The following is a 22,459-nucleotide window of genomic DNA, read 5'->3' as shown; positions in this document are numbered from 1 at the left end:
TGCGAGGTGTTGCGTCCCACCGTATGACGGCGGGAAGGCGGAAGGTCGTCGGGTCCCGGTATCCGGACCCCGAAGGGGTTCGTTCAGGCCGAGCGGTCCAGGGCGCGCAGGCTGCGGTCGGTGATCGAGCGGGCGCCGCGGCCGATGGCGATGGTGCCGGACTGCACCAGCTCCTTGATGCCGAACGGCTCCAGCATCTTGAGCATGGCGTTGAGCTTGTCGCTGCCGCCGGTGGCCTCGACGGTGATGGCCTCCGGGGAGACGTCCACCGTCTTGGCGCGGAACAGCTGGACGATCTCGGTGATCTGGGAGCGGGTCTCGTTGTCGGCGCGCACCTTCACCAGGACGAGCTGCCGCTTGACCGCGCCGGCGTCCTCCAGCTCGACGATCTTCAGCACGCTGACGAGCTTGTTGAGCTGCTTGGTGACCTGCTCCAGCGGCAGCGACTCGACGTTGACGACGATGGTGACGCGGGAGATGTCCGGGTGCTCGGTGACGCCGACGGCGAGCGAGTCGATGTTGAAGCCGCGGCGGGAGAACAGGGCGGCGATCCGGGCCAGGATGCCGGGGGTGTTCTCCACCAGGACGGAGAGCGTGTGCTTGGTCATGATCGGTCTTCTCTCTCCTGGTGTCAGTCGTCGACGACGTCGCCGAAGTCGGGGCGGACCCCGCGGGCGGCGAGGATCCGGTCATTGGACGTGCCGGCCTCGACCATCGGCCAGACCATGGCGTCCTGGTGGACGATGAAGTCCACGACCACGGGACGGTCGTTGATGGCATTGGCCTGCTCGATGACGGCGTCCAGCTGGGACGGGTCCTCGCAGCGCAGCCCGACGCAGCCCATGGCCTCGGCGAGCTTGACGAAGTCCGGGACGCGGGTGCCGGAGCAGGGCTGCTTGCCGTCGGCTTCGGGGCCGGAGTGCAGCACGGTGTTGGAGTAGCGCTCGTTGTAGAACAGGGCCTGCCACTGGCGGACCATGCCCAGGGAGCCGTTGTTGATGACGGCGACCTTGATCGGGATGTTGTTGAGGGCGCAGGTGACCAGTTCCTGATTGGTCATCTGGAAGCAGCCGTCGCCGTCGATCGCCCACACCGTGCGGTCGGGCATGCCGACCTTGGCGCCCATGGCGGCCGGGACGGCGTAGCCCATGGTGCCCGCGCCGCCGGAGTTGAGCCAGGTGGCGGGCCGTTCGTAGGCGATGAAGTGGGCGGCCCACATCTGGTGCTGGCCGACGCCCGCCGTGTAGACGGTGTCCTCCGGGGCGAGCTGCCCGATGCGCTGGATGACCTGCTGCGGGGCGAGGCTGCCGTCGTCGGGGCGGTCGTAGCCCAGCGGGTACGTGTCGCGCCACCGGTTGATGTCGGTCCACCAGGCGGTGTGGTCACCGACGTGCCCGGCGGAGTGCTCGGCCTGGACGGCGACGATCAGGTCGGCCAGGACCTCCCGGGCGTCGCCGACGATGGGGACGTCCGCGGCGCGGTTCTTGCCGATCTCGGCGGGGTCGATGTCGGCGTGGACGACCTTGGCGTGCGGGGCGAAGGAGTCGAGCCGGCCGGTGACGCGGTCGTCGAAGCGGGCGCCCAGCGCGATGATCAGGTCGGTCTTCTGCAGGGCGGTGACGGCGGCGACCGAGCCGTGCATGCCCGGCATGCCGATGTGCTGCGGGTGGCTGTCGGGGAAGGCGCCGAGCGCCATCAGGGTGGTGGTCACCGGGGCGCCGGTCAGCTCGGCGAAGACCTTGAGTTCGGCGGTCGCCCGGGCCTTGAGCACCCCGCCGCCGACGTAGAGGACCGGCCGCTTGGCCTGGGTGATCAGCTTGGCGGCCTCGCGGATCTGTTTGGCGTGCGGCTTGGTGACGGGCCGGTAGCCGGGCAGCTCGGTGTGGGGCGGCCAGACGAAGGTGGTGTGCGCCTGGAGGGCGTCCTTGGCGATGTCGACCAGGACCGGGCCCGGGCGGCCGGTGGACGCGACGTGGAACGCCTCGGCGATCGTCCGCGGGATCTCGGCGGGGTCGGTGACCAGCCAGTTGTGCTTGGTGATCGGCATGGTGATGCCGCAGATGTCCGCCTCCTGGAAGGCGTCCGTGCCGATCGACTTGGACGAGACCTGGCCGGTGATGGCCACCAGCGGGACGGAGTCCATGTGGGCGTCGGCGATGGGCGTGACCAGGTTGGTGGCGCCCGGTCCCGAGGTCGCCATGCAGACGCCGACCCGGCCGGTGGCCTGCGCGTACCCGGTGGCGGCGTGCCCGGCGCCCTGCTCGTGGCGGACGAGGATGTGCCGCACCTTCGAGGAGTCCATCATCGGGTCGTAGGCCGGGAGGATCGCGCCGCCGGGGATGCCGAACACGGTGTCGGCGCCCACCTCCTCCAGCGAGCGGATGAGCGACTGCGCGCCCGTGACGCCGGGCTCGACGATGGCGGGCTGCTGCTGGGCCGCGCCGCCTCGGGTGCGCGGCTGCGGATGGGGGACTCCGGTGGCCTGCTCGGACATCGACCTTCTCTTCTCGGAGATTCGTACTGCTGGACGGCTACTGGACGGACGCTGTGGACGCTGACGGCTGCTGGACGGACGCTTCGAGGGACTGATGCGACGGACGCGCGGGACGCGAGGGATACGACCGCATCGGCTGCTTCGGACTGCTTCGGACGGCTAGGAGCTGCCGCGGGACCCGGTCGGGCCGCCGCGAGCCGCTGCTGCGGGGGAACCGCTTCGTCGCGGTCCCGTCGGACGGTGGAGTCTCGGTGGAGGTGTCGTGGAGGTGTCGGTGCAACAAAAAACCCCTCGTGCCGTAAGGCAAGCGAGGGGAGCGCGCCGGTGTGGGTCAGCAGGCGGGGAACCGCGGCCTGCTTCAGCCGACGCGCTGTCCAAGTACGAGAATTCGGGTGCGCATGGGACCGACCCTCTCCCTGTCACGGGCGAGGTGTCAAGTGGGTGGGATGGGCGTCTCACTATTTGAGCGCAATGGAGCATGGGCCAGGGCCCCCGCGCCCCCGGCCCGCAGCGCGGACGGCAACAGCACATTGACGGGCACCGGCCCGCCGAGGAGCACCCGCTTCCCGCCACCCGGCAGCCGGTTGGCGGGCGACGGCAGCGGCCCGGCCGGGGCGGGGCCGCCGTCGCCGTCCAGGGGCCCGCCGGGGACCGGGAACGGGCCGCGGCCGAGCGCCTGGCGCAGCCGGTGCTCGTCGAGCGGGCCGGAGAACGCCAGGCCCTGGGCGTGGGTGCAGCCCATGGCGCGCAGCGCGCGGGCCTGTTCGGCGTCGTCCACGCCCTCGGCCACGGACTGCATCCCGAGGTCGCCGGCGATCCTCAGCAGTCCCGCCGTGATCTTGCGCAGCCGTACGGAATCGGCCACGCCGTCGACGAGGTCCCGGTCGAGCCGGAGGACGTCGACGGGGAGCCGCCGCAGGGCACTCATCGCCGCGTGGCCGCTGCCGAAGCCGTCCAGGGCGATGCGCACCCCGAACCGGCGCAGCGAGGCGAGCCGCCGCTCCAGCTCGTCCAGGGGGACGCGGGAATCGACGCCGGTCAGCTCCAGCACCAGCCCGCCGGCGGGCATGCCGTGCCGGAGGAGCAGGGACTCGAAGTGCTTGGCCGGCAGCGCCCGGTCGACCAGGCGGGCGGCGGACAGCCGGACGTACACCGGTACCGCGTGGCCCGCGGCCCGTCGCCGCTCGGCCTGCTCGAGGGCCTTCTCCAGGGTCCAGCGGCCGAGTTCGGCCGTGCGCCCGCTCTCGTCGCCGCGGTCCGGGTCGGTGCCGGGCAGGAACTCCTCCGGCGGGAACAGGATGCCCTGCGGGGAGCGCCAGCGGGCCTGGGCGGCGACGGCGGTGACCCGTCCGGTGGCGAGCTCCACCACGGGCTGGTGGAGCAGCGCGAACTCGCCGTCGTTCAGGGCGGTGCGCCACCGGGTGGTGCGCTCGGCGCGGCGGACGACCTCGTCCTGGAGGTGCGGCCTGTACAGCTCGACGCGGCCTTTGCCGGCCTGCTTGGCCCGGTACATGGCCAGGTCGGCGTTGCGCATCAGGGTGCCGGGGGTGATGCCGGGCTCGGCGAAGGCGACGCCGATGCTGGCGGCCACCCGGACCTCGGTGCCGCCCTCCACCACGTAGGGCTGGGAGAGGGTGAGCCGGAGCCGGTCGGCGATCTCCATGATGCGGTACTCGCGGGCGGACGCGTCGCGGGTGCCGTCGCCGATGATCAGCGCGGCGAACTCGTCGCCGCCGAACCGGGCGGTGCTGTCCCCGGCGCGGACGGACTCCTGGAGCCGGCGGGCGGCCTGCACCAGCAGTTCGTCCCCGGCCTGGTGGCCGACGGTGTCGTTGACGGCCTTGAACCCGTCGAGGTCGATGAAGAGCACGGCCGTGCCCGGGTCGGTCACTCTGCGGCTGGCCAGGGCCTGCTGGACGCGCTTGGTGAACAGCGAGCGGTTGGGCAGGTCGGTGAGCGGGTCGTGCTCGGCGGTGTGCTGCAACTGGGCCTGGAGGCGCACCCGTTCCGTCACGTCCCGGCTGTTGAAGATGAGGCCGCCGTGGTGCCGCTTGACGGTGGACTCGACGTTCAGCCAGTCGCCGTCGCCGGAGCGGAAGCGGCACTCGATCCGGGTGGTCGGCTCGTCGGCGGGCGGCGCCGCGAGGAAGCGGCGCACCTCGTGGACGACCCGGCCCAGGTCCTCGGGGTGGATCAGGGAGGCGAGCTCGGAGCCGACCAGGTCCTCGGCCGCGCGCCCGTAGACGCCGGCGGCGGCGGGACTGACGTAGCGCAGGACGCCGGTCGGCGCGGCGATCATGATGACGTCGCTGGAGCCCTGCACCAGGGAGCGGAAGTGGTTCTCCGTCTGGGCCAGTTCCTGGGTGAGGGAGATGTTGTCGAGCAGCATGATGCCCTGCCGGACGACGAGGGCCAGGACGACCGTGCAGCCGGTGAAGAGCACGACCCGGTCGACGTGGTGGCCGTCCAGGACGTTGTACAGGATGCCCAGGGTGCAGACGGCCGCCGCCAGGTACGGCGTGAGGGCGGCGAGGGAGCCGGCGATGGGCCGGCCCGACGACGGCTGGGCCTGGCGGCCCGCCGTGCCGGACGCGCCGGACGCCCTCTCCTGCTGCCGGGTCACCCAGGGCGCGTAGGCCATCAGCATGTAGCCCGCGAACCAGCCCGCGTCGAGGATCTGGCCCGAGCGGTAGTTCTCGCGCAGCAGCGGCGAGGTGAACAGGGCGTCGCAGAGCACCGTCAGGGCGAGCGCGGCGATCGCCGTGTTGACGGCGGACCGGTTGGCGGAGGAGCGCCGGAAGTGCAGCGCCAGCACCATGGAGACCAGCACGATGTCCAGCAGCGGGTACGCCAGGGAGAGCGCGGCGTGCGCCACCGTCTCGTCGGCGAAGTGCGCCGTGTGGGCGAGCGCCAGGCTCCAGGAGAGCGTCAGCAGCGAGCCGCCGATCAGCCAGGAGTCCAGCGCCAGGCAGACCCAGCCGGCCCGGGTGACCGGGCGGCGGGCCAGCACCAGCAGGCCGATGATGGCGGGCGGCGCGAAGAGGAGGAACGCGAAGTCGGCGGGCGAGGTGGTGGGGACGCGCTCCCGCAGCACGACCTCGTACCAGCCCCAGACCGCGTTCCCGAAGCCCGCCATGCCCGAGGAGACCGCGAAGAGCAGCCACGCGGGGCGGAAGCGGGTGGTACGGGTGCGCGCGTACCAGAAGCAGGAGACGGCCGCGAGGACCGCCGCCCCGCTGAGCCCGAAGTCGCCCATGGTCTTGGCGAGATCGGGAGAACCCCAGCCGAACGCCGCCCCCGTGGCGTACCCGCCGCAGACGAGGGCGAGCAGGAGCTGTGACACCACGCCCGAGGCCCCGGCGGGCCGGCCGCCCGGCCCCCCGGCCGGGGCGGTGCGCCGGGGCAGGGCGGCTCCCTGCGCGGTCACCGCTCCGCCGTCCCGAGCGGGACCCGGAACGCCTCCGGCCCCGCCGAGGAAGTGAACCGACGGCACGTGGACCGCTGGTGCGTGAGCCGCGTCGGGTTGATCGTCCATTGGCCGTGCATCGCCCGTCGCCCCCCTTGAGTGCGGTACTTCGCTGCGCCCGTACGGTGCCCGGCGCAGCCCCCGGTCCGGACGATACACCAGACTGGTCACTCAGGGACATAGCTCATATACATAGCGTAACTAGCTACGGGATTATGGATACGCAGTGCAGCCAGACGGTATCTGTACGTGGCTTCAGATCGCAGTGCCTACGACGTTTCGCAGAGGCTCGTCCAGGACGAATCCGGCCAGTTGGCCGCGGAGCAACGCTTCCGCGCGGGGCCGGAAGGCCGAGGAAGGGCCGCCCACGTGCGGGGTGATCAGGGTGTTGGGGGTGCTCCACAGGGGGTGGCCCGGGGGCAGCGGCTCGGGGTCGGTGACGTCCAGCGCGGCGCGCAGCCGGCCGCTCCGCACCTCGGCGACCAGCGCCTCGGTGTCCACGACGGCCCCGCGCGCCACGTTGACCAGCAGCGCCCCGTCCTTCATCCGGGCCAGCAGACCGGCGTCGAAGAGTCCTCGGGTCTCGTCGGTGAGCGGGGTCGCGACGATCACCACGTCGGCGTCCGGCAGGAGACCGGGGAGGGCGGTGACCGGGTGCACGGGCCCGCGCTCCGCGTGGCGGGGTGCGCGCGCGACGCGTGTCACCCGCGCACACTCGAAGGGGGCAAGCCGCTCCTCGATGGCACGTCCGATCGAGCCGTAACCCACAATGAGGACCGCCTTGTCGGCGAGCGCCGGACGGAAGCCCTGCCGCCACTCCCCCGCGTCCTGCGCCCGGACGAAACCGGGGATGTCCCTGAGCGAGGCCAGGGTCAGGGTGAGGGCCAGTTCGGCGGTGCTCGCGTCGTGCAGCCCGCGCGCGTTGCACAGCACGGCGCCCGAGGGCAGCAGCGGCAGCGCGGACTTGAGGTGGTCGACTCCGGCCGTGAGGGCCTGGACGACGCGGACGCCGCGCATCAGGGGCAGCGGGCGGAGGCACACCTCGGCGGGGGCCAGCCGGCCGTCGATCTCGTAGGGCACCCCGTAGAAGGCGACCCGGGCCGGGTCGGTCGGGTAGTCGCCGCCGCCGTTCCAGTACGCGTACTCCAGCCCGTCGGGCAGCCCCTCGATCTCCTCGGGACGGTACGGCAGCCAGGCCAGGGGCCGGGGCGTGGACGCGTGTGCACCGCTGTGATCTGCGCTCATACCGCGAGGTTAGGTGACGCCCCCCGGCGGCCCGCCGACGGGCGGACGGGCGCCAAAGGTTAAGTTGGACGCGCGCCGATCAGGAGGGAACGGGAGGGATACGGCCGGTGGAGCGCAGGACAATCGGTGCCACGGCGCTCGAAGTGGGGGCGATCGGCCTCGGCTGCATGCCCATGCACTGGGCCTACACCGCCTCCCAGCAGAGCGGCGAGACCGCGCTCCGCACCGTGCACGCCGCCCTGGACGCCGGCGCCAGCCTGCTCGACACGGCCGACATGTACGGCCCGTTCACCAACGAGCTGCTCGTGGGACGGGTGTTGCGCGAGCGACGCTCCGAGGCGTTCGTGTCGACCAAGTGCGGGCTGCTCGTCGGCGAACAGCACATCGTCGCCAACGGACGCCCCGGCTACGTCAAACGCGCCTGCGACGCCTCGCTGCGCCGGCTCCAGACCGACGTCATAGACCTCTACCAGCTCCACCGGCCCGACCCCGAGGTCCCCGTCGAGGAGACCTGGGGAGCGATGGCCGACCTCGTCGCGGCGGGGAAGGTCCGCGCCCTCGGCTGGTGCGCGATCGGCGCACGCACCCGCCGCCGGGTCGCGGGCGACCTGTACGACGGCACGATCCGGCAGTTGGAACGCGTCCAGCAGGTCTTCCCCGTCAGCTGCGTCCAAGCCGAACTGTCGGTCTGGTCCCGGGAGGCCCTCGACGCCCTGGCCCCCTGGTGCGCCTCCCGCGGCGTGGGCCTCCTCGCTGCGATGCCCCTGGGCAACGGCTTCCTCAGCGGCACCCTGACCCCCGGCCAGGGCTTCGAACCGGAGGACATCCGGGCCCGCCACCCCCGCTTCACCGCCGAGATGATGGCCGCCAACCAGCCCATAGTCGCCGGCCTCCGCCGCGTGGCCGACCGCCACGGCGCGACGGCGGCACAGGTCGCCCTGGCGTGGGTGCTGGCGCAGGGACGGTACGTCATACCGGTGCCGGGGACGAAGAAGGCGCGGTGGGCGGTGGAGAACGCGGGGGCGGCAGAACTACGGCTGACGGAGAAGGATTTGGAGGAGATAGGGGGGCTGCCGCGGGCGCTGGGGTCGTGGTACTGAGGGGGCGACGGGACGGGCTCGTGCTCCCCCGCCGTCCGGGGGAGGGACCGGGGCCCTACCCCCGCGGCCCAGCCGCGATCACCGCGTCCAGAACATCCCGCGCGGCCCGCAACTCGTCGATAGCCGACGTGATCCGCGCCCGCTCCCCTCGCAACTCGGCGACGAGATCCGGACAAACAGGCACCATGTGCGCGCCATCCCCCTCAAGACAGGGCAGCACCCGGGCGATCACGGCGGTCGTGAGCCCCGCCGCGAGCAACCCCCGGATCCGCCGGACGGTGACGACATCGGCCTCGGAGTAGACGCGGTACCCGCTCGGCTGCCGCGAGGGCGTCAACAGCCCCTGCTCCTCGTAGTACCGCAGCAGCCGCTCACTGACGCCGGTGCGCCGCACCATGTCTCCCATACGCATGACCAGTGCAGCGCGGCACCCGCCCGGCCGCATTCCCGTGGCATCACCACTGCCGCCCGACGGAGACGTCGTCCAGGCAGGGCACCGACAGGTGACCCACCTCGTACCGCTCGGTCACGTCGTCCCCCTCCGGCACCTCGTGCTCCCACAGCACGAACCGCATCAGCTCCCAGCGGCCCGGGTCGAAGGCCAGCGCCGCCGTGTGCACGCCGTCGCGCCCGGCGGTCTGGGCGAGCCGGGCGGTCTCCTCGGCCACCAGGGCGGCGAGGGCACCCGGGTCCTCGGCGACGGGCAACGGGCCGACCCGGCGCGACGCGGCGCGGGGAACGGCGCTCCGGGCCGGGCCGGAATGGCAGGCGATCCCCGTCCACTGCCGGACGGCGGGCCGGCCGAAATCGGCGATGATGCCCTGGAATCCCCCGCCTCCGACGAGGAATTCGGCCATCGCCCCACCGTCCCGCCAGAGGTAGAAGGGCGCGTACTGGTTGACGGGCGAGCCGCCGCGACCGCGTTCCCGGATCAGATACGCCTTGAGCCCGAGCCCGGCGCGGTCGTCGAGGGCGTGGCCGCGGGTGGCCACGCGGTGCCGGATGACGCCCATGTCGTAGTCGGCGGGGAGGGTGATCTCGTACTGCATCGCATACACGGGTTCGCTCTTTTCCGATCGTGCTTTCCGACAGCGGTAGGGGTCAAGCGGCGCGCGGGCCGACGTGTGTCGCGTACGACCGGGTACGGCCCGGCCCCCGGGGACTCACCGGGCGTGCGCTTCCAGCAGCCCGAGCACCCCCCGCACCGCCTGCCGGAACGGTTCGTCCGAGTCGGCGGCGCGCGCCAGGACGTAACCGCCCTGGAGCACCGCGACGACGGTGGCCGCCGTCGCGGCGGGGTCGAGCGCCGCGTCCAGCTCGCCGCGGTCGCGGCCCTCCGCGAGGAGCCCGGCGAGCCGGTCGCGGAGCCAGGCGAAGGTCTCGTCCACCGGCCGCCGGAGGTCCGGGTCGGCGACGACGTCCGGGTCCTGGGTGAGCCGGCCCACCGGGCAGCCCTTGAGCACCTCGCGTTCGCGCAGCAGGTAGGCGGAGATCCGCTCCAGGACCGTCCCCGGCCCGGAGAACTGCCGCTCGGCCAGGGCGCGCATCTCCTCGGCCGTCCTGCGGATGGCGGCCAGGGCGAGGTCGGGCTTGCCGCTGAAGTGGTGGTACATGCTGCCCTGCCCGGCCCCGGCCCGCTGCTGGATGGCCTTGGGGCTGGTGCCCACGTAGCCGCGCTCCCAGAGCAGGGCGCGGGTGCTCTCGATGAGGCGTTCCGAGGTGTCCATGATCAGGACTGTACATACCAGTAGGTACAGCGGCAAGGCGCGTCCGCACGACCCGGGTGTCGCACGACCGTGTGCTTACACTGGAAAATCCGCCAGGACGACGGGAGTTGTCATGTTCGACGCGCTCAGCGAGTTGTTCGCCCCGGGACGCCGGCACACCAAGGAGGAGCGCGACCGGCACGAGCTGTGCCTGGACGACGTCGGGGACGCCGCCCCCGGGAGGGGGCCGGTCGACCTCGACTCCGGCCGGGTCGTCGTCATCCGACCGCGGAAGGGGTGACGGCAGGGGCACCCGACACGGCCGAGCCGGCCGCGCCGAGGTCGAACAGCCCCAGCCGGTGCGCCGTCGCCGCCGCCTCGCCGCGCCCCGCGGCGCCCAGCTTCGCCAGGATGTTGGAGACGTGCACGCTGGCCGTCTTCGGCGAGATGAACAGTTCCTCGGCTATCTGGCGGTTGCTCCGGCCCAAGGTGACGAGCCGGAGGACGTCGTGCTCGCGCGGCGTGAGCCGGGGCGGCGCGTCGGCGCCGCCGGCCGCCCCCGGCGCGCGGCCGTCCGGCGCCGCCTCCCCGTCGAGCGGGAGCCGGGCACGGCGGGCGAGCGACGCCGTCGCCTCGCGCAGCGGCCGGGCGCCCAGCCGGACGGCCTCCGCGTGCGCCCGGGCGAGCGGCCCGGCGGCGTGCTCCACGCCCGGACCGCCCTCCGTGAGCAGCGCCTCCGCCCAGCGGTGGCGGGCGCGCGCGAGCTCCAGAGGCCGGTCCAGCGGCTCGAAGGCGCGGACCGCCGCCTCCCACCGGCCGGCGTCGGACACGCCTTCCGCGCGGGCCAGTTCGGCGTCGAACAGCAGGCCGAAGGCCCGGCGGAGGGGTATCGCCCGGGACCGTCCCTCGCCCGCCGCGCGGAGCCCGTCCAGGACGGCGGCCCGGCCCGCGGCCGTCTCAGGCAGCTCCCGGGCGTCGGCCTCCGCCGCGGCCGCCGCGGCGAGCAACGGCCATACGTACCGGTGGGCACCCCGCGGCAGCCCCTCCGCCAGCACCCGGTCCAGCTCGGCCCGGGCCTCGGCGTACCGGCCGCGCGCCGCGCTCAGTTCGATGGCGTACCGGGCGAGGACCAGGGTGCTCTGCGGCTGCGGGTCGTGGGTGCCGAACAGCTCCCGTGCGGCGGTGAGCAGGTGTTCCGCGCGCTCCAGCTCGCCCCGGGACAGGGCGACGGCGGCGAGGCGGAGGTCGGCGAAGGCGGCCGGCTTGATGCCGCGGGCCTCGCGCCGCGCCTCCAGGGCCGCCCGTTCCGCCTCGTCCCAGTGACCGAGGACGAAGAGGGCGGACGCCAGGTTGTTCCGCGCCCAGGCGCGGGCGTCGTCGAGGCAGTAGCGGTCGGCGAGGGCGATGCCCTCCCGGGCGACCTCGGCGGCGCGCGCCGAACGGCCCACGCCCTGGAGCGCGGAGGCCAGGTTGATGTGGCTGCGGCCGACGACCCCGACGACTCCCCCGGCGACGACGCGCGCGCAGACCTCGGCCATCTCGGTGAGGCCGCCCTCCACGTCGGTGCCGGTGTCGACCTGGTGGGCGGCGAGCGTGAGGCGGGCGCTCAGCTCGGTGCTCTCCGCCCCGACGGCACGGGCCATCGCGACCGCGCGCTCGGCCGTGTCGCGCACCTCGGGCCCGGGGTCGTGGAGCGCGCCCCAGCCGGCGAGCTGGGCCAGCACCTCGGCGTGCACGGCGGACGGCGGCAGGTCCGCGACCAGTCCGAGCGCGGTGTCGAGCTCGTGCCGGCCGTCGCCCCGGCCGAGGCCCGTCATCAGCCGGGAGCGCTGCAGCCAGAACCAGGCACCGCGCAGCGGGTCCATCTCCAGCTTGCGCAGCGCCTTCTTGGCGACGGCCAGCGCCCGTTCCTGGTCACCGGAGAGGTTGGCGGCGACGACGATCTCGGCCAGCAGGTCGATGTAGTGCAGCGCGTCGTCGTCGCAGCCGCAGGCGGGGTAGACATCCGCGAAGTCGAGCGGACGCTGGACCGCGCGGACCTCCTCGGGGACGTCCTCCCACAGCTCCAGCGCGCGCTCCAGCAGCCGGAGCTTCTCGGCGTAGGCGTAGCGCCGGCGGGCGTGCACGGACGCCTCCAGGACGGCGGGCAGCGCCTTGGCCGGCTCGTGCGCGTGGTACCAGTGGAGGGCCAGCCGGGCGGGGAGCTCGTCGGCGCGGACGAGGCCGGGCTGGGCCTCCAGCGCCTCGGCGTACCGGCGCTGGAGCCGGGAGCACTCGCCGGGGAGCAGGTCGTCGGCGACGGCCTCGCGGGCCAGGGAGTGCCGGAAGCGGTAGCCGTCGCCGTCGGAGGTGGGGACGAGGACGCTGGCCCCGACGGCCTGGCGCAGCGCCTCGATGAGCGCGTCCTCGTCGAGCCCGGCGACCGCGCGCAGCAGCGCGTACTCCACCGTCGAGCCGCCCACGGCCGCGACGCGGACCACCCGCTGGGCGTCCTCGCCCAGGGCTTCGATGCGGACGAGGAGCAGCTCGCGCAGCGAGTCGCTGAGGCCGGAGCGGCAGCCGCCGGCGATGGACGCGGCCAGCTCCTCGACGAAGAAGGCGTTGCCGTCGGAGCGTTCGAAGACCCGGTCGAGGAGGGAGTGGTCGGGTGCGCTGCCGCTGATGCCGGTGAGCTGGGCGTGCACCTCGTCCCGGGTGAAGCGGGACAGCTCGACGCGGCCGAGCGCGCGCATCCGGTCCGCCTCGGCGAGGAAGGGGCGCAGCGGGTGGCGGCGGTGGATGTCGTCCGAGCGGTAGGTAGCGACGATGACGAGCCGCGCGGTGTGCAGCGAGCGGAAGAGGTAGGAGAGCAGCTCGCGGGTGGAGCGGTCGGCCCAGTGCAGGTCCTCGATGGCGAGGACGATCGTGCGGTCCGTGGTGAGGCGCTCCAGGAGGCGGGCGGTGAGCTCGAAGAGGCGGGCGCGGCCGTCCTCCGACTCCCGCGCGGTCTCGCCCAGCTCCGGCAGCAGCCTGGCCAGTTCGCCCTCCTGCCCGGCGGCGGCCCGGGTGAGCTCGTCCCCGAGCTGCCGGTGCAGGCCGCGCAGGGCGGTGGAGACCGGCGCGAACGGCAGCCCGTCGCTGCCGATCTCCACACAGCCACCCAGCGCGGTGACGGCTCCGGCCGCGCCGGCCGCGGCCAGGAACTCGTCGATCAGGCGGGTCTTGCCGACCCCGGCCTCGCCGCCCACGAGCACAGACTGCGGCTCGCCCGTGGCGGCGCGGGCGAGTGCGTCGGCGAGTACGCCCAGTTCTTCGGTCCGGCCGACGAACACGGGACTGACGGAGGTCTTCTGCACATCGCCGAGCATGGCACAGCCCACTGACAACGGCCCGGCCGAATTGATCACAGTCCGGCCCGCTCGCCCACGCGCCGCTGCCGCGGTACGAGCGGCAGAAGCGTGTGCGTCCTCACCCGCCTCCCGATGTCCTGGCCGCCCTGTCCGCCCTCCGAGCGCCGGGCGTCGCGAGCCTCGGCCAGCAGCCGGTGGTCGACGGCGTCGCGGGCGAACTCGACGAGACGGAAGTGGTGGAGCAGGTTGTCGATCACGGTGACTCCTCAGGTCGCTTCGGTCTTTGGTGGCCGGTGTCGTTCTCCCGACCTGAGGAAAGCTTCGTCTCTGAGGTGGGGGCGGGGCATCGGGCGAGTGCCTCATATCGGGGGTGCGCGGACGCCTTAGACGCGCGGGTGCCGGGGGCGGGGTGCCTTAGGCGCCCTCAGGGCCCGTAGGGGGCAGCTGTCGGCAGCGTTCGGCCGACCGGTGACCGGCGGCCGTCTGCTCAGCCGACGCCTCGCCCGGCGAACGGTCCGACGGTGACGGCTGTGGGGCGCGGAAGGTGGGGTCAAGGCCGGTTCGGCACACCACACTCAGGGGGTAGGCGGGGGCCGGGAACGGGACCGGGCCTCTCGATCGGGTGGCCTGCGGCCCGACGCCCGGAGACTCCCTCCTTTCAGGCGTGCCGGGCGGGTTTGGAAGGACCTCGGGGCCGTCCCGGGCCGTCGCCGACCATGCGCCCCCTCCCGGGGGGGGTCGCGGCTCCGTCCTCATGTTCTGCCTTGGGCACGGTGTACGAGCGACAGGGCTCGGTGTGCTGGTCCGAGTTTTTGACTTCCCGGTGATCACACCGGTAGCTCTCAGGCGCCTCGGTGAGGTGCTCTCCCCAGGGGACGTACCGCTCCCGTCGTCCATGCGGCGCAGCCCGCCGGCCCTCGGGAAACGAGCCGCCCCGCCCGTGCCCGTCGAACCGCTCGCCCTTTCACGAGCGGCGCCCCACCCCCGCGACCGCGAGGACGTCGGCCCGGCAAGGCCGAAACGGCTCTCCCCCTCGTCCACCCGTATTGGAGTCCATCGTGCCGAGCGTTTCCTCCCCGTCTTCCCCGCCCGGGGTCGCCACCCCGGAACGGCGCAGGTCCCACCGGGCCGCCTGGGCGGTGTCCGCACTGGTACTGGCGAGCCTGGTGACCGGCGATCTCACCGCCCCCGTCCCCGCCCGGGCGGCGGCGCCGCACGGAAGGAAGGAGGTCACCCATAGTGGGAGTGGACTCCGCGTACCGGTGGGGGTCGACGCCGTCACCGTCTCCCTGTGGGGTGCCGGCGGCGTGGGCGGCAGTACGGCCGGAGGGTCCGGTGGCGGTGGTGGTGGCGGCGGTGGCGAGGGGGGCGGCGGCGGAGGCGGCGGTGGAGCCGCGGCAGGCGGCACGGGAGGAGGAGGGGGCGGCGGTCAAGTGTCTGATGCCCGTCCCCAAGGACCGCCGCCTCCTCGTCTTCGTGGGCCGGCCGGACCAGGGGGGTACTCCCGGGACCGCAGGCCCTGGCGGAAAAGCCGGCAAGGGCGGAAGAACCTTCTTCGGCGGGGGCACCGACGGCACGGCGGGCACCCGCGCCGAGAACGCGCATTCCCCCCTTTCACCCGTTTCGACCCAAGTGTACGAGTTCACCGACTTGCGGGAGCCATTGGCCAAGGCGGCAGCCGGCCGGCCCGGAGGCGGCGGAAAGGCCAGTGCCGCCGGGGGCGGCGGCGAGGGCGGGACGAACGCCAGCATCGGCAACGGTGCCCGTGGCCGGGGGGCGGCCGGTGTCCGGCCCGGCAAGGGCGGTTCCGGTGGCCAGGGCGGCAGCCTGAACGAGAGCGAGACCTTCTGCCGAGGCGTGCTGCTGAAGCGGAGCGCCGGAACTGCGGGCAAGGGCGGTTACGACGGCGAGGCGGGCCAAGCCGGCGGCTCCGGCCGTGACGAGGGCTTCGGTGGGCGTTCCTACAACGGAGGCAATGGCGGCGGCGGAGGCAAGGGAGCGGCGGGCTCGGAAGGCCACAGGACCTTCGGATGCGGCGGCGACGGCGCTCGTGGCGCCGATGGCGGCGCCGGTGGCGGCGCCGGTGGCGGCGGCGGGCAGGGCTCGAACAAGTACACCGGGGCCCGGAACGGCGACAGCGGCGACAAGGGGACGAAGGGCGGCCAGGGGCGCGGAGGCTGCCACGGGGCCGTCGTGTTCGAGTGGTAATCATTGCCTGCCGCGCGCAGCGATTGCCCTGTGCGCCCCGGGCCGTTCCACCGCCCCCGTCCGGCGTGGTCCGCACGACGCCGCCGCCGATGGCACCGGCCACCGACGGCGCCGCACCGGCAGGCGAGTGATCTCGTCGGCGTCCGCCCGGGCCGCCTTCCCGTACGAGGTCGCCGGCGCGCGGTCGTTCAGGGCGGGCCGGACGAACGGCGGGTCCGGCGTTCGAGGGCACGCGCCGTAGGTGCGCTCGGGCGGGGTCCGGCCCGCGGGAACGGGAAGGGGCGCGCCGGGGCCTCAGGAGGCCGCGCCCCCGCCCTCCGGGCCGGCCAGCGCCTCCCTCAGTGCCGCCGCCGGGCCGGTCGTCACCCCGCCTGTCAGGAGTTCCACGCGGTGGACCAGGCGTGGGGCGGTCACCGGGACTTGGGCCACTCCCGCCAGGCCGTCCAGGGCGGGCAGCAGGGCCAGGCCCTCCCCCGCCGCGATCAGGGCCGCGAGGCCGTGGACGTCGGTGCCCTCGTAGCGGAGGCGGGCGCGGAAGGTGCCGGGGGCGCACGCCGTGCGGAGGTGTGGGAGGGGGACGGCCGTGGCGGGGGCGTCGAGCCAGAAGGCGTCGGCCAGGTCGGGGAGGCGCAGGCCCGTGCGGCGGGCGAGGGGGTGGCCCGCCGGGAGGGTGACGTGGAGGGGGCGTTCGGCGACCACGGTCGACGTCAACGGGCCCGTTTCCGGGAGGCGCAGGGGGTCGCTGGGGGCCGTCATGCCGTCGGTGAGGCCCGCGTCGAGAGTGCCCGCGGAGACCGCCGCCGGGACGGCGTCCCGGTCCAGGACCCGGATCGTCACCTCCCAGCGCGGGTGCGCGGCCCGCAGCGCGGCCAGCCGGTCCGCCACGTGAGGCGTCAGGGCGAGCGGGGTGACACCCAGCGTCAGCCGGCCCGTGGGTTCCGCGACCAGCCGGGCGATGTCCGCCCGGGCCGCGTCCAGCCGCAGCAGGAGCGGGCCGGCGTGGTCGAGGAGGAGCCGGCCCGCCTCCGTGGGGGCCACGGGACGGCGCCGCAGCAGGACAGCGGAGAGGTCCGCCTCCAGGGCGGCGATGTGCTGCGAGACCGCGGACTGGGTGTAGCCGAGTTCGACGGCCGCCGCCGAGAAGGAACCGCGGCGGGCGACGGTCACGAACGTGCGGAGCAGGTGCGGGTCCATGCGCATCAGTATTTCTGATGGGGAGTGCACGAATCATCGTTGGTGCTGAAGTACGGGCTCGGGTCAGGATGCCCGTATGGCTCTCACAACGCACGCTCCCACCGCCCGCCTCGCCCTCGTCGGCGACCGTTCGTCCGCCGTCCGCTCCCACGTCCGCGTCCCCGGCCTCCTCGACTCCCTCGCCCGGCACGACGGACTGGTGGTGGAGCCCTACTGGATCCCCACCGAGGACGCCGAACTCCCCGGCGCGCTCGACGGGTTCGACGGCGTCTGGCTGCTGCCCGGCAGCCCGTACCGCAGCGAGGCGGGTGCCCTGGCCGCCGTCCGGGCGGCGCGGGAGGGCGGGGTTCCGTTCCTGGGCACGTGCGGCGGTTTCCAGCACGCGCTGCTGGAGTACGCGCGCTCGGTGTGCGGACTGGACGACGCGGCGCACGCGGAGGTCGCGCCCGAGGCCGCCGCCCCGCTGATCTCCCCGCTCGCCTGCTCCCTCGTCGGACACGAGGGCCCGGTCACCGTCGTGCCCGGCACGCTCGCCGCGCGGCTGCTCGGCGCGGACCGCACGGTCGAGCGCTACCACTGCTCGTACGCCCTGGACCCGGCGTACGAGGACGTGCTGCGCGCGCACGGGCTGCGCTTCAGCGGCGCCGACGAGGCGGGCGGGCTCCGGATCGTGGAACTGCCGGACCACCCGTTCTTCCTCGGCACGCTGTTCCAGCCGGAGCTGGCCGGGGACGGGACGCGCGCCCACCCGCTGATCCGGGCCCTGGCGGAGGCCGCCGTCCGGCACGCGGCGCTGCGAACCGCCACGCAGTAGGAGCAGAGGGCTCCGGGTGTGCGGGGGGCCACCGTCGCGCCACCCGCCTCACGCCACCGGCCGTACGTCCTCCCGCTCGGGCCGCGCGCCCGTCAGCGGCGTCGGCAGCGGCCGCGTCGGCCGCGGCTCCGGCGGCTCGATGCTGATGCGCGGGAGCCGCCGGTCCAGCCACCCCGGCAGCCACCAGTTCGCGCCGCCGAGCAGGTGCATCAGCGCCGGGACGAGCAGCGTGCGCAGCACGAACGCGTCCAGGGCGACGGCCGACGCCAGCCCGATGCCGAACATCGCGATCACCCGGTCGCCGCTCAGCACGAACGCCAGGAACACCGAGATCATGATGATCGCGGCCGAGTTGATGACCCGGCTGGTCTCGGCCAGCCCGACCCGGACCGCGCGGCGGTTGTCGCGGGTGGCCAGCCACTCCTCGTACATCCGGCTCACCAGGAACACCTGGTAGTCCATGGACAGACCGAAGAGGACGGCGATCATCACCACGGGCAGGAACGGTTCGATGGGCCCGGCCCGGCCCAGGCCGAGGGATTCGCTGCCCCAGCCCCACTGGAAGACCGCGACGATCAGGCCGAACGAGGAGGCGACGGCGGCGATGTTCATCGCGGCGGCCTTCAGCGGTATGCCGACGCTGCGGAACGCGAGGAGCAGCAGGACGCAGCCCAGGCCGACCACCGTGCCGACGAACAGCGGGAGTTTGCCGCGGATGACAGCGGCGAAGTCGTCGTAGGCGGCGGTCGGCCCGCCGACGTGGACGTCCAGGCCGGTGCCGGCGGTGGCGCGGGGCAGGGTCTCGGCGCGCAGCCGCCGGACGAGGTCGCTGGTGGCGCGGGACTGCGGCGAGCTGTCGGGGACGACGGCGATGGCGCCGGAGGCGCCGCCGCGGCCGTGCGTGGCGGGGCCGACGGAGGCGATGCCCGGCATGTCGCGCAGCCGCGCGGGCAGCCGGTCGAAGGCGAGGCGCTCGCCCGCGCCGTCCAGCTCCGCGACGAGCGTCAGGGGGCCGTTGACGCCGGGGCCGAAGCCGTCGGCGAGCAGGTCGTACGCCTGCCGGGTGGTGGACGAGGCGGGGTTGTTGCCCTGGTCGGAGGTGCCCAGGTGGAGGGCGAACGCGGGCAGGGCGAGGACGAGCATCACGGCCGCGGCGACGGCGGCGAGCAGCTTCGGCCGCCGTTCGACCAGCGCCGACCAGCGGGCGGCCAGGCCGGTGGGGGCGGTCGGGTCGGTCGAGCCGGTCGGGGCAGCCGGGGCGGCGAGACCGGTCGGACCGGTTGAGGCGACCAGGCCGGTCGGGGCACCCGGGCCGGACGAGGCGACCGAACCGGTCGGGACGGCCAGGCCCGCCGGAGCGTCGGGGCCGAGCCCGGCGCCCGGCACCGCGCGGCGCTCCCGGCGCCCCAGCACCCGTCGTCCCATGAAGCCCAGGAGGGCGGGCAGCAGGGTGAGCGACGCGGCCACGGTGAGGAGGACCGTGAGGGACGCGGCGAGGGCGACGCCGATCAGGAAGTCCAGCCGGAGCACGAGCATGCCGAGCAGCGCCGCGCAGACGGTCCCGCCGGCGAAGACCACGGCGCGTCCGGTCGTCGCCACCGCCCGTTCGGCCGCCTCCGGGACCGACAGCCCCTGGCGCAGGCCCTTGCGGTGGCGGGTGACGATGAACAGCGCGTAGTCGATGCCCACGCCGAGGCCGATGAGGGTGCCCAGCATGGGCGCGAAGCCGGCGACCGGCATCAGGTGGCCCAGCAGGACGGTGCCCGCGGCGGCCGTGCCGACGCCGACGAGCGCGGTGGCGATGGGCAGCAGGCAGGCCGCGAGCGAGCCGAAGACGACGAAGAGCACCACCGCCGCGACGACGATGCCGACGAGCTCGCTGAGGTGACTGTTCGCGCCCTCGGTGAGGCCGATGGAGCTGCCGCCGAGGGCCACGTCCAGCCCGTCCCCCGCCGCCGCCCGCGCGGTGGTGACGACCGTCCGCACCTGTCCGACGTCGGGATCGCCGGCGCCGTCCCCGCGGAAGGTCAGATCGGCGTAGGCGGTCCGGCCGTCGGGGCTGATCCCGCCGCCGGAACCGGTGTACGGGCCGTCGACCGAGGCGACGCCGGGCAGGGCGGCGACCTCGCGGAGGGTGTGGGACATCCGCTGCCGGACGTCGGCGGAGCGGACGGTGCCGGACGTGGTGTGCCAGACGATCGTGTCGTCGCCGCCGCGGCCGGGGAAGTCCCGTTCGAGCAGGGCGGTGGCGCGGCCGGACTCGGTGCCGGGCACCCGGTAGTCCTCGGAGTAGGAGGAACCGGCCAGCGCCGCCGCGGCGGCCGTGCCGGCGAGGGCGACGAGCCACAGGACGACGACGGCGAGGCGGCGGCGCAGGCACCACCGGGCGAGTGCGGTCATTCCCTGCTTCCCGGGAGGGTCGTGTCGCGTCGCGCACGCCGGGGGGACCCGCGGTTCGGAGCGCTTCGACGGAGAGGGGGGACGGACCGCAGTATGCGGGCCTCCGGCCGACCACTCTGACAGCTCCGGGAGATCGTTTGTCCCTTTTGTGGGTCACACCACAGGACCCGGGCGCCACCCCCGCGACCGGCGGCCCTACCGGAACGTGTGCCAGGAATGAGCGACGTCCACCACCACGTGGTTGCCCGTCTGGAAGACCCGGAACGGCAGCCTTCCCTTCAGCCCCAGCCCCACCATCGTGTCGCCCTCGAAGCTGCCCACGAACCTGGCCTCGCGGAACGCCGGGTAACCGGTGAGGTCCACGCCGGGCAGCGGATGGCCGGCGCGCCCGGGGTAGCGCGGTCCGCCGGTCTCCGGGTCGTGGCTCGGCGCGGCCACCCGGATCTCCAGGAGGGCGCCGCCGGCGACGGTGACGACGTCCCCGGAACCGTCCTGATACAGCTGGTCGACGTACCCCACGTGGTACCCGATCGGGTGACCGTGCGAGGTGTGCACGTCGAAGACCATCCGGTCGAAACAGCGGTGGCGGCCGGTTCTGATGTCGGTCAGCGGGTGGTACTCGGAGTCGGGATGGCTCCTGGGCTGGCTCCCCCAGCCGACCCGGCAGTCCGACGTGTCCGTGGCGCCGCCGCCCGCGGGCTCGGACGCGATCGCCCCCGTGGCCGTCACCAGCCCGGCGCCCGCCAGCAGGAGCGCGGCCAGCGCGGTGCTCAACCGTCGCATTGCTACCCCCAGCCATGGAGTACGGGCACGTGGTCCGGCCCGTTGCCCCGGATCATGCCGGACCGTTCCGGCGGGCGGGGAAGCGAGCGAGCGAAACCGGCCAAATGCGACTTGTCAGCCAATAGTCACCTGTGCTGATGGAAGAGGGCCGCTCCCCCGTCCAGGGGAGCGGCCCTCTCGCACGGACCCGGCCGACGTCAGCCCTCGACGCCCAGCCGCTCCAGGATCAGCTCACGCACCCGCGCCGCGTCCGCCTGGCCCCGCGTGGCCTTCATGACCGCGCCGACGAGCGCGCCCGCCGCCGCGACCTTGCCGCCGCGGATCTTGTCCGCGATGGCCGCGTTGGCCGCGATGGCCTCGTCCACGGCGGTGCCGAGCGCACCCTCGTCGGAGACGACCTTCAGGCCGCGCTTCTCGACGACCGCGTCCGGCTCGCCCTCGCCCGCGAGGACGCCCTCGATGACCTGGCGCGCCAGCTTGTCGTTGAGCGAACCGTCCGCGACCAGCGCGGCCACCCGGGCCACCTGGGCCGGGGTGATCGGCATGGCGGACAGCTCGGTGCCGCCCTCGTTGGCGCGGCGGGCCAGCTCGCCCATCCACCACTTGCGGGCGGCGGCGGAGTCGGCACCGGCCTCGACGGTGGCGACGATCAGGTCGACCGCGCCCGCGTTGAGGATCGACTGCATGTCGTGCTCGCTGATCCCCCACTCCTCGCGGAGGCGGTTGCGGCGCACGCGCGGCAGCTCGGGCAGGGTCGCCCGCAGCTCCTCGACCCACGCGCGGGAGGGGGCCACCGGCACCAGGTCCGGCTCGGGGAAGTACCGGTAGTCCTCGGCCTCTTCCTTGATCCGGCCGGCGGTGGTGGAGCCGTCCTCCTCGTGGAAGTGGCGCGTCTCCTGGACGATCGTGCCGCCCGAGGACAGCACGGCGGCGTGCCGCATGACCTCGAACCGGACGGCCCGCTCGACGCTGCGGAGCGAGTTGACGTTCTTGGTCTCCGAGCGGGTGCCGAACTTCTCGGTGCCGTTCGGGCGCAGCGACAGGTTGACGTCGCAGCGCATCTGGCCCATCTCCATGCGGGCCTCGGAGACGCCGAGCGCCTTGATGAGCTCGCGCAGCTCGGCGACGTACGCCTTGGCGACCTCGGGGGCCCGCTCGCCCGCGCCCTCGATCGGCTTGGTGACGATCTCGATCAGCGGGATGCCGGCCCGGTTGTAGTCCAGCAGGGAGTGGGACGCGCCGTGGATGCGGCCGGTGGCACCGCCCACGTGCGTGGACTTGCCGGTGTCCTCCTCCATGTGGGCGCGCTCGATCTCCACGCGGAAGACCTCGCCGTCCTCCAGCTGGACGTCCAGGTAGCCGTTGAAGGCGATCGGCTCGTCGTACTGGGAGGTCTGGAAGTTCTTCGGCATGTCCGGATAGAAGTAGTTCTTCCGGGCGAAGCGGCACCACTCGGCGATCTCGCAGTTCAGCGCGAGACCGATCTTGATCGCGGACTCGACGCCGACGGCGTTGACGACCGGGAGCGCGCCGGGCATGCCGAGGCAGGTGGGGCAGGTCTGCGAGTTCGGGTCGGCGCCCAGCTCCGTGGAGCACCCGCAGAACATCTTGGTCTTGGTGCCGAGCTCGACATGGACCTCCAGGCCCATGACGGGGTCGTAGGACGCCAACGCGTCCTCGTACGACACCAGTTCAGTGACGGTCACGGAAAACTTACCTC

General features: G+C 73.9%; 17 protein-coding genes. 4 read left to right on the top strand and 13 right to left on the bottom strand.

Going from position 1 to position 22,459, the window contains the following annotated elements:
- Positions 1-83 precede the first annotated feature (83 nt).
- The 4 genes from ilvN to J7W19_RS23005 form a co-directional block, all read right to left on the bottom strand.
- The gene (gene ilvN, locus J7W19_RS23020) at positions 84-608 is read right to left on the bottom strand and encodes an acetolactate synthase small subunit (RefSeq protein ID WP_004948465.1); all 525 of its coding nucleotides are present in this window, start codon (positions 606-608) and stop codon (positions 84-86) included.
- Between the two features lie 23 nt (positions 609-631).
- Positions 632-2,494, bottom strand: coding sequence for an acetolactate synthase large subunit (locus J7W19_RS23015; RefSeq protein ID WP_004948471.1), 1,863 nt, complete (start codon positions 2,492-2,494; stop codon positions 632-634).
- Between the two features lie 433 nt (positions 2,495-2,927).
- Positions 2,928-5,921, bottom strand: a complete 2,994-nt coding sequence (locus J7W19_RS23010; RefSeq protein WP_004948472.1) for a putative bifunctional diguanylate cyclase/phosphodiesterase — start codon at positions 5,919-5,921, stop codon at positions 2,928-2,930.
- A 294-nt stretch (positions 5,922-6,215) separates the two neighbouring features.
- Entirely contained in the window at positions 6,216-7,205 is a 990-nt protein-coding gene (locus tag J7W19_RS23005; RefSeq protein WP_004948475.1) for a 2-hydroxyacid dehydrogenase, read from the bottom strand.
- A 107-nt stretch (positions 7,206-7,312) separates the two neighbouring features.
- Here J7W19_RS23005 and J7W19_RS23000 point away from each other — a divergent pair, with 107 nt between their 5' ends.
- Positions 7,313-8,305, top strand: a complete 993-nt coding sequence (locus J7W19_RS23000) for an aldo/keto reductase (RefSeq protein ID WP_004948478.1) — start codon at positions 7,313-7,315, stop codon at positions 8,303-8,305.
- A 55-nt stretch (positions 8,306-8,360) separates the two neighbouring features.
- Here the strand turns inward: J7W19_RS23000 and J7W19_RS22995 are convergent, their stop codons facing one another.
- The 3 genes from J7W19_RS22995 to J7W19_RS22985 all read right to left on the bottom strand — a co-directional run bounded on the left by J7W19_RS22995 (position 8,361) and on the right by J7W19_RS22985 (position 10,032).
- The gene (locus tag J7W19_RS22995; RefSeq protein WP_040890859.1) at positions 8,361-8,717 is read right to left on the bottom strand and encodes a MerR family transcriptional regulator; all 357 of its coding nucleotides are present in this window, start codon (positions 8,715-8,717) and stop codon (positions 8,361-8,363) included.
- Between the two features lie 43 nt (positions 8,718-8,760).
- The gene (locus J7W19_RS22990) at positions 8,761-9,363 is read right to left on the bottom strand and encodes a DUF4865 family protein (RefSeq protein WP_040890860.1); all 603 of its coding nucleotides are present in this window, start codon (positions 9,361-9,363) and stop codon (positions 8,761-8,763) included.
- A gap of 105 nt (positions 9,364-9,468) precedes the next feature.
- A complete protein-coding gene (locus J7W19_RS22985; RefSeq protein WP_004948489.1) occupies positions 9,469-10,032 on the bottom strand; it encodes a TetR/AcrR family transcriptional regulator in 564 nt (187 codons plus the stop codon).
- A 112-nt stretch (positions 10,033-10,144) separates the two neighbouring features.
- Between J7W19_RS22985 and J7W19_RS22980 the strand changes: the two genes are divergently transcribed.
- A complete protein-coding gene (locus tag J7W19_RS22980) occupies positions 10,145-10,312 on the top strand; it encodes a DUF6191 domain-containing protein (protein ID WP_004948492.1) in 168 nt (55 codons plus the stop codon).
- Here J7W19_RS22980 and J7W19_RS22975 read toward each other — a convergent pair.
- Positions 10,290-13,358 carry a helix-turn-helix transcriptional regulator gene (locus J7W19_RS22975; RefSeq protein WP_004948494.1) on the bottom strand — a complete coding sequence of 1,023 codons (3,069 nt, stop codon included), beginning with the start codon at positions 13,356-13,358 and terminating at the stop codon, positions 10,290-10,292. The two genes, J7W19_RS22980 and J7W19_RS22975, sit on opposite strands and share 23 nt — an antisense overlap.
- A gap of 35 nt (positions 13,359-13,393) precedes the next feature.
- Positions 13,394-13,597 carry a hypothetical protein gene (locus J7W19_RS22970; RefSeq protein WP_004948496.1) on the bottom strand — a complete coding sequence of 68 codons (204 nt, stop codon included), beginning with the start codon at positions 13,595-13,597 and terminating at the stop codon, positions 13,394-13,396.
- 1,078 nt (positions 13,598-14,675) lie between these two features.
- Here J7W19_RS22970 and J7W19_RS22965 point away from each other — a divergent pair.
- Positions 14,676-15,548, top strand: coding sequence for a hypothetical protein (locus J7W19_RS22965; RefSeq protein ID WP_004948499.1), 873 nt, complete (start codon positions 14,676-14,678; stop codon positions 15,546-15,548).
- Positions 15,549-15,842: 294 nt separating this feature from the next.
- Here J7W19_RS22965 and J7W19_RS22960 read toward each other — a convergent pair whose 3' ends face one another.
- On the bottom strand, positions 15,843-16,742 hold the full coding sequence (locus J7W19_RS22960) for a LysR family transcriptional regulator (RefSeq protein ID WP_040890875.1): 900 nt from the start codon (positions 16,740-16,742) through the stop codon (positions 15,843-15,845).
- Positions 16,743-16,818: 76 nt separating this feature from the next.
- Here J7W19_RS22960 and J7W19_RS22955 point away from each other — a divergent pair, with 76 nt between their 5' ends.
- Positions 16,819-17,556, top strand: a complete 738-nt coding sequence (locus J7W19_RS22955; RefSeq protein WP_004948505.1) for a CTP synthase C-terminal region-related (seleno)protein — start codon at positions 16,819-16,821, stop codon at positions 17,554-17,556.
- A gap of 48 nt (positions 17,557-17,604) precedes the next feature.
- On the opposite strand, the gene J7W19_RS22950 is transcribed toward J7W19_RS22955, so the two are convergent.
- The 3 genes from J7W19_RS22950 to gatB all read right to left on the bottom strand — a co-directional run bounded on the left by J7W19_RS22950 (position 17,605) and on the right by gatB (position 22,445).
- On the bottom strand, positions 17,605-19,956 hold the full coding sequence (locus tag J7W19_RS22950; RefSeq protein ID WP_004948508.1) for an MMPL family transporter: 2,352 nt from the start codon (positions 19,954-19,956) through the stop codon (positions 17,605-17,607).
- A 195-nt stretch (positions 19,957-20,151) separates the two neighbouring features.
- Positions 20,152-20,739 carry an AMIN-like domain-containing (lipo)protein gene (locus J7W19_RS22945; RefSeq protein ID WP_040890868.1) on the bottom strand — a complete coding sequence of 196 codons (588 nt, stop codon included), beginning with the start codon at positions 20,737-20,739 and terminating at the stop codon, positions 20,152-20,154.
- A 197-nt stretch (positions 20,740-20,936) separates the two neighbouring features.
- Positions 20,937-22,445 (bottom strand): Asp-tRNA(Asn)/Glu-tRNA(Gln) amidotransferase subunit GatB, encoded by a 1,509-nt coding sequence (gatB, locus tag J7W19_RS22940; RefSeq protein ID WP_004948513.1) that lies wholly within the window; start codon positions 22,443-22,445, stop codon positions 20,937-20,939.
- Positions 22,446-22,459: the final 14 nt, after the last annotated feature.

This window comes from Streptomyces mobaraensis NBRC 13819 = DSM 40847, assembly GCF_017916255.1.
Taxonomy (GTDB): Bacteria; Actinomycetota; Actinomycetes; order Streptomycetales; family Streptomycetaceae; genus Streptomyces; species Streptomyces mobaraensis.
Note: the sequence above shows the minus strand (reverse complement) of the source record. Positions and strands in the feature narration are given on the sequence as shown.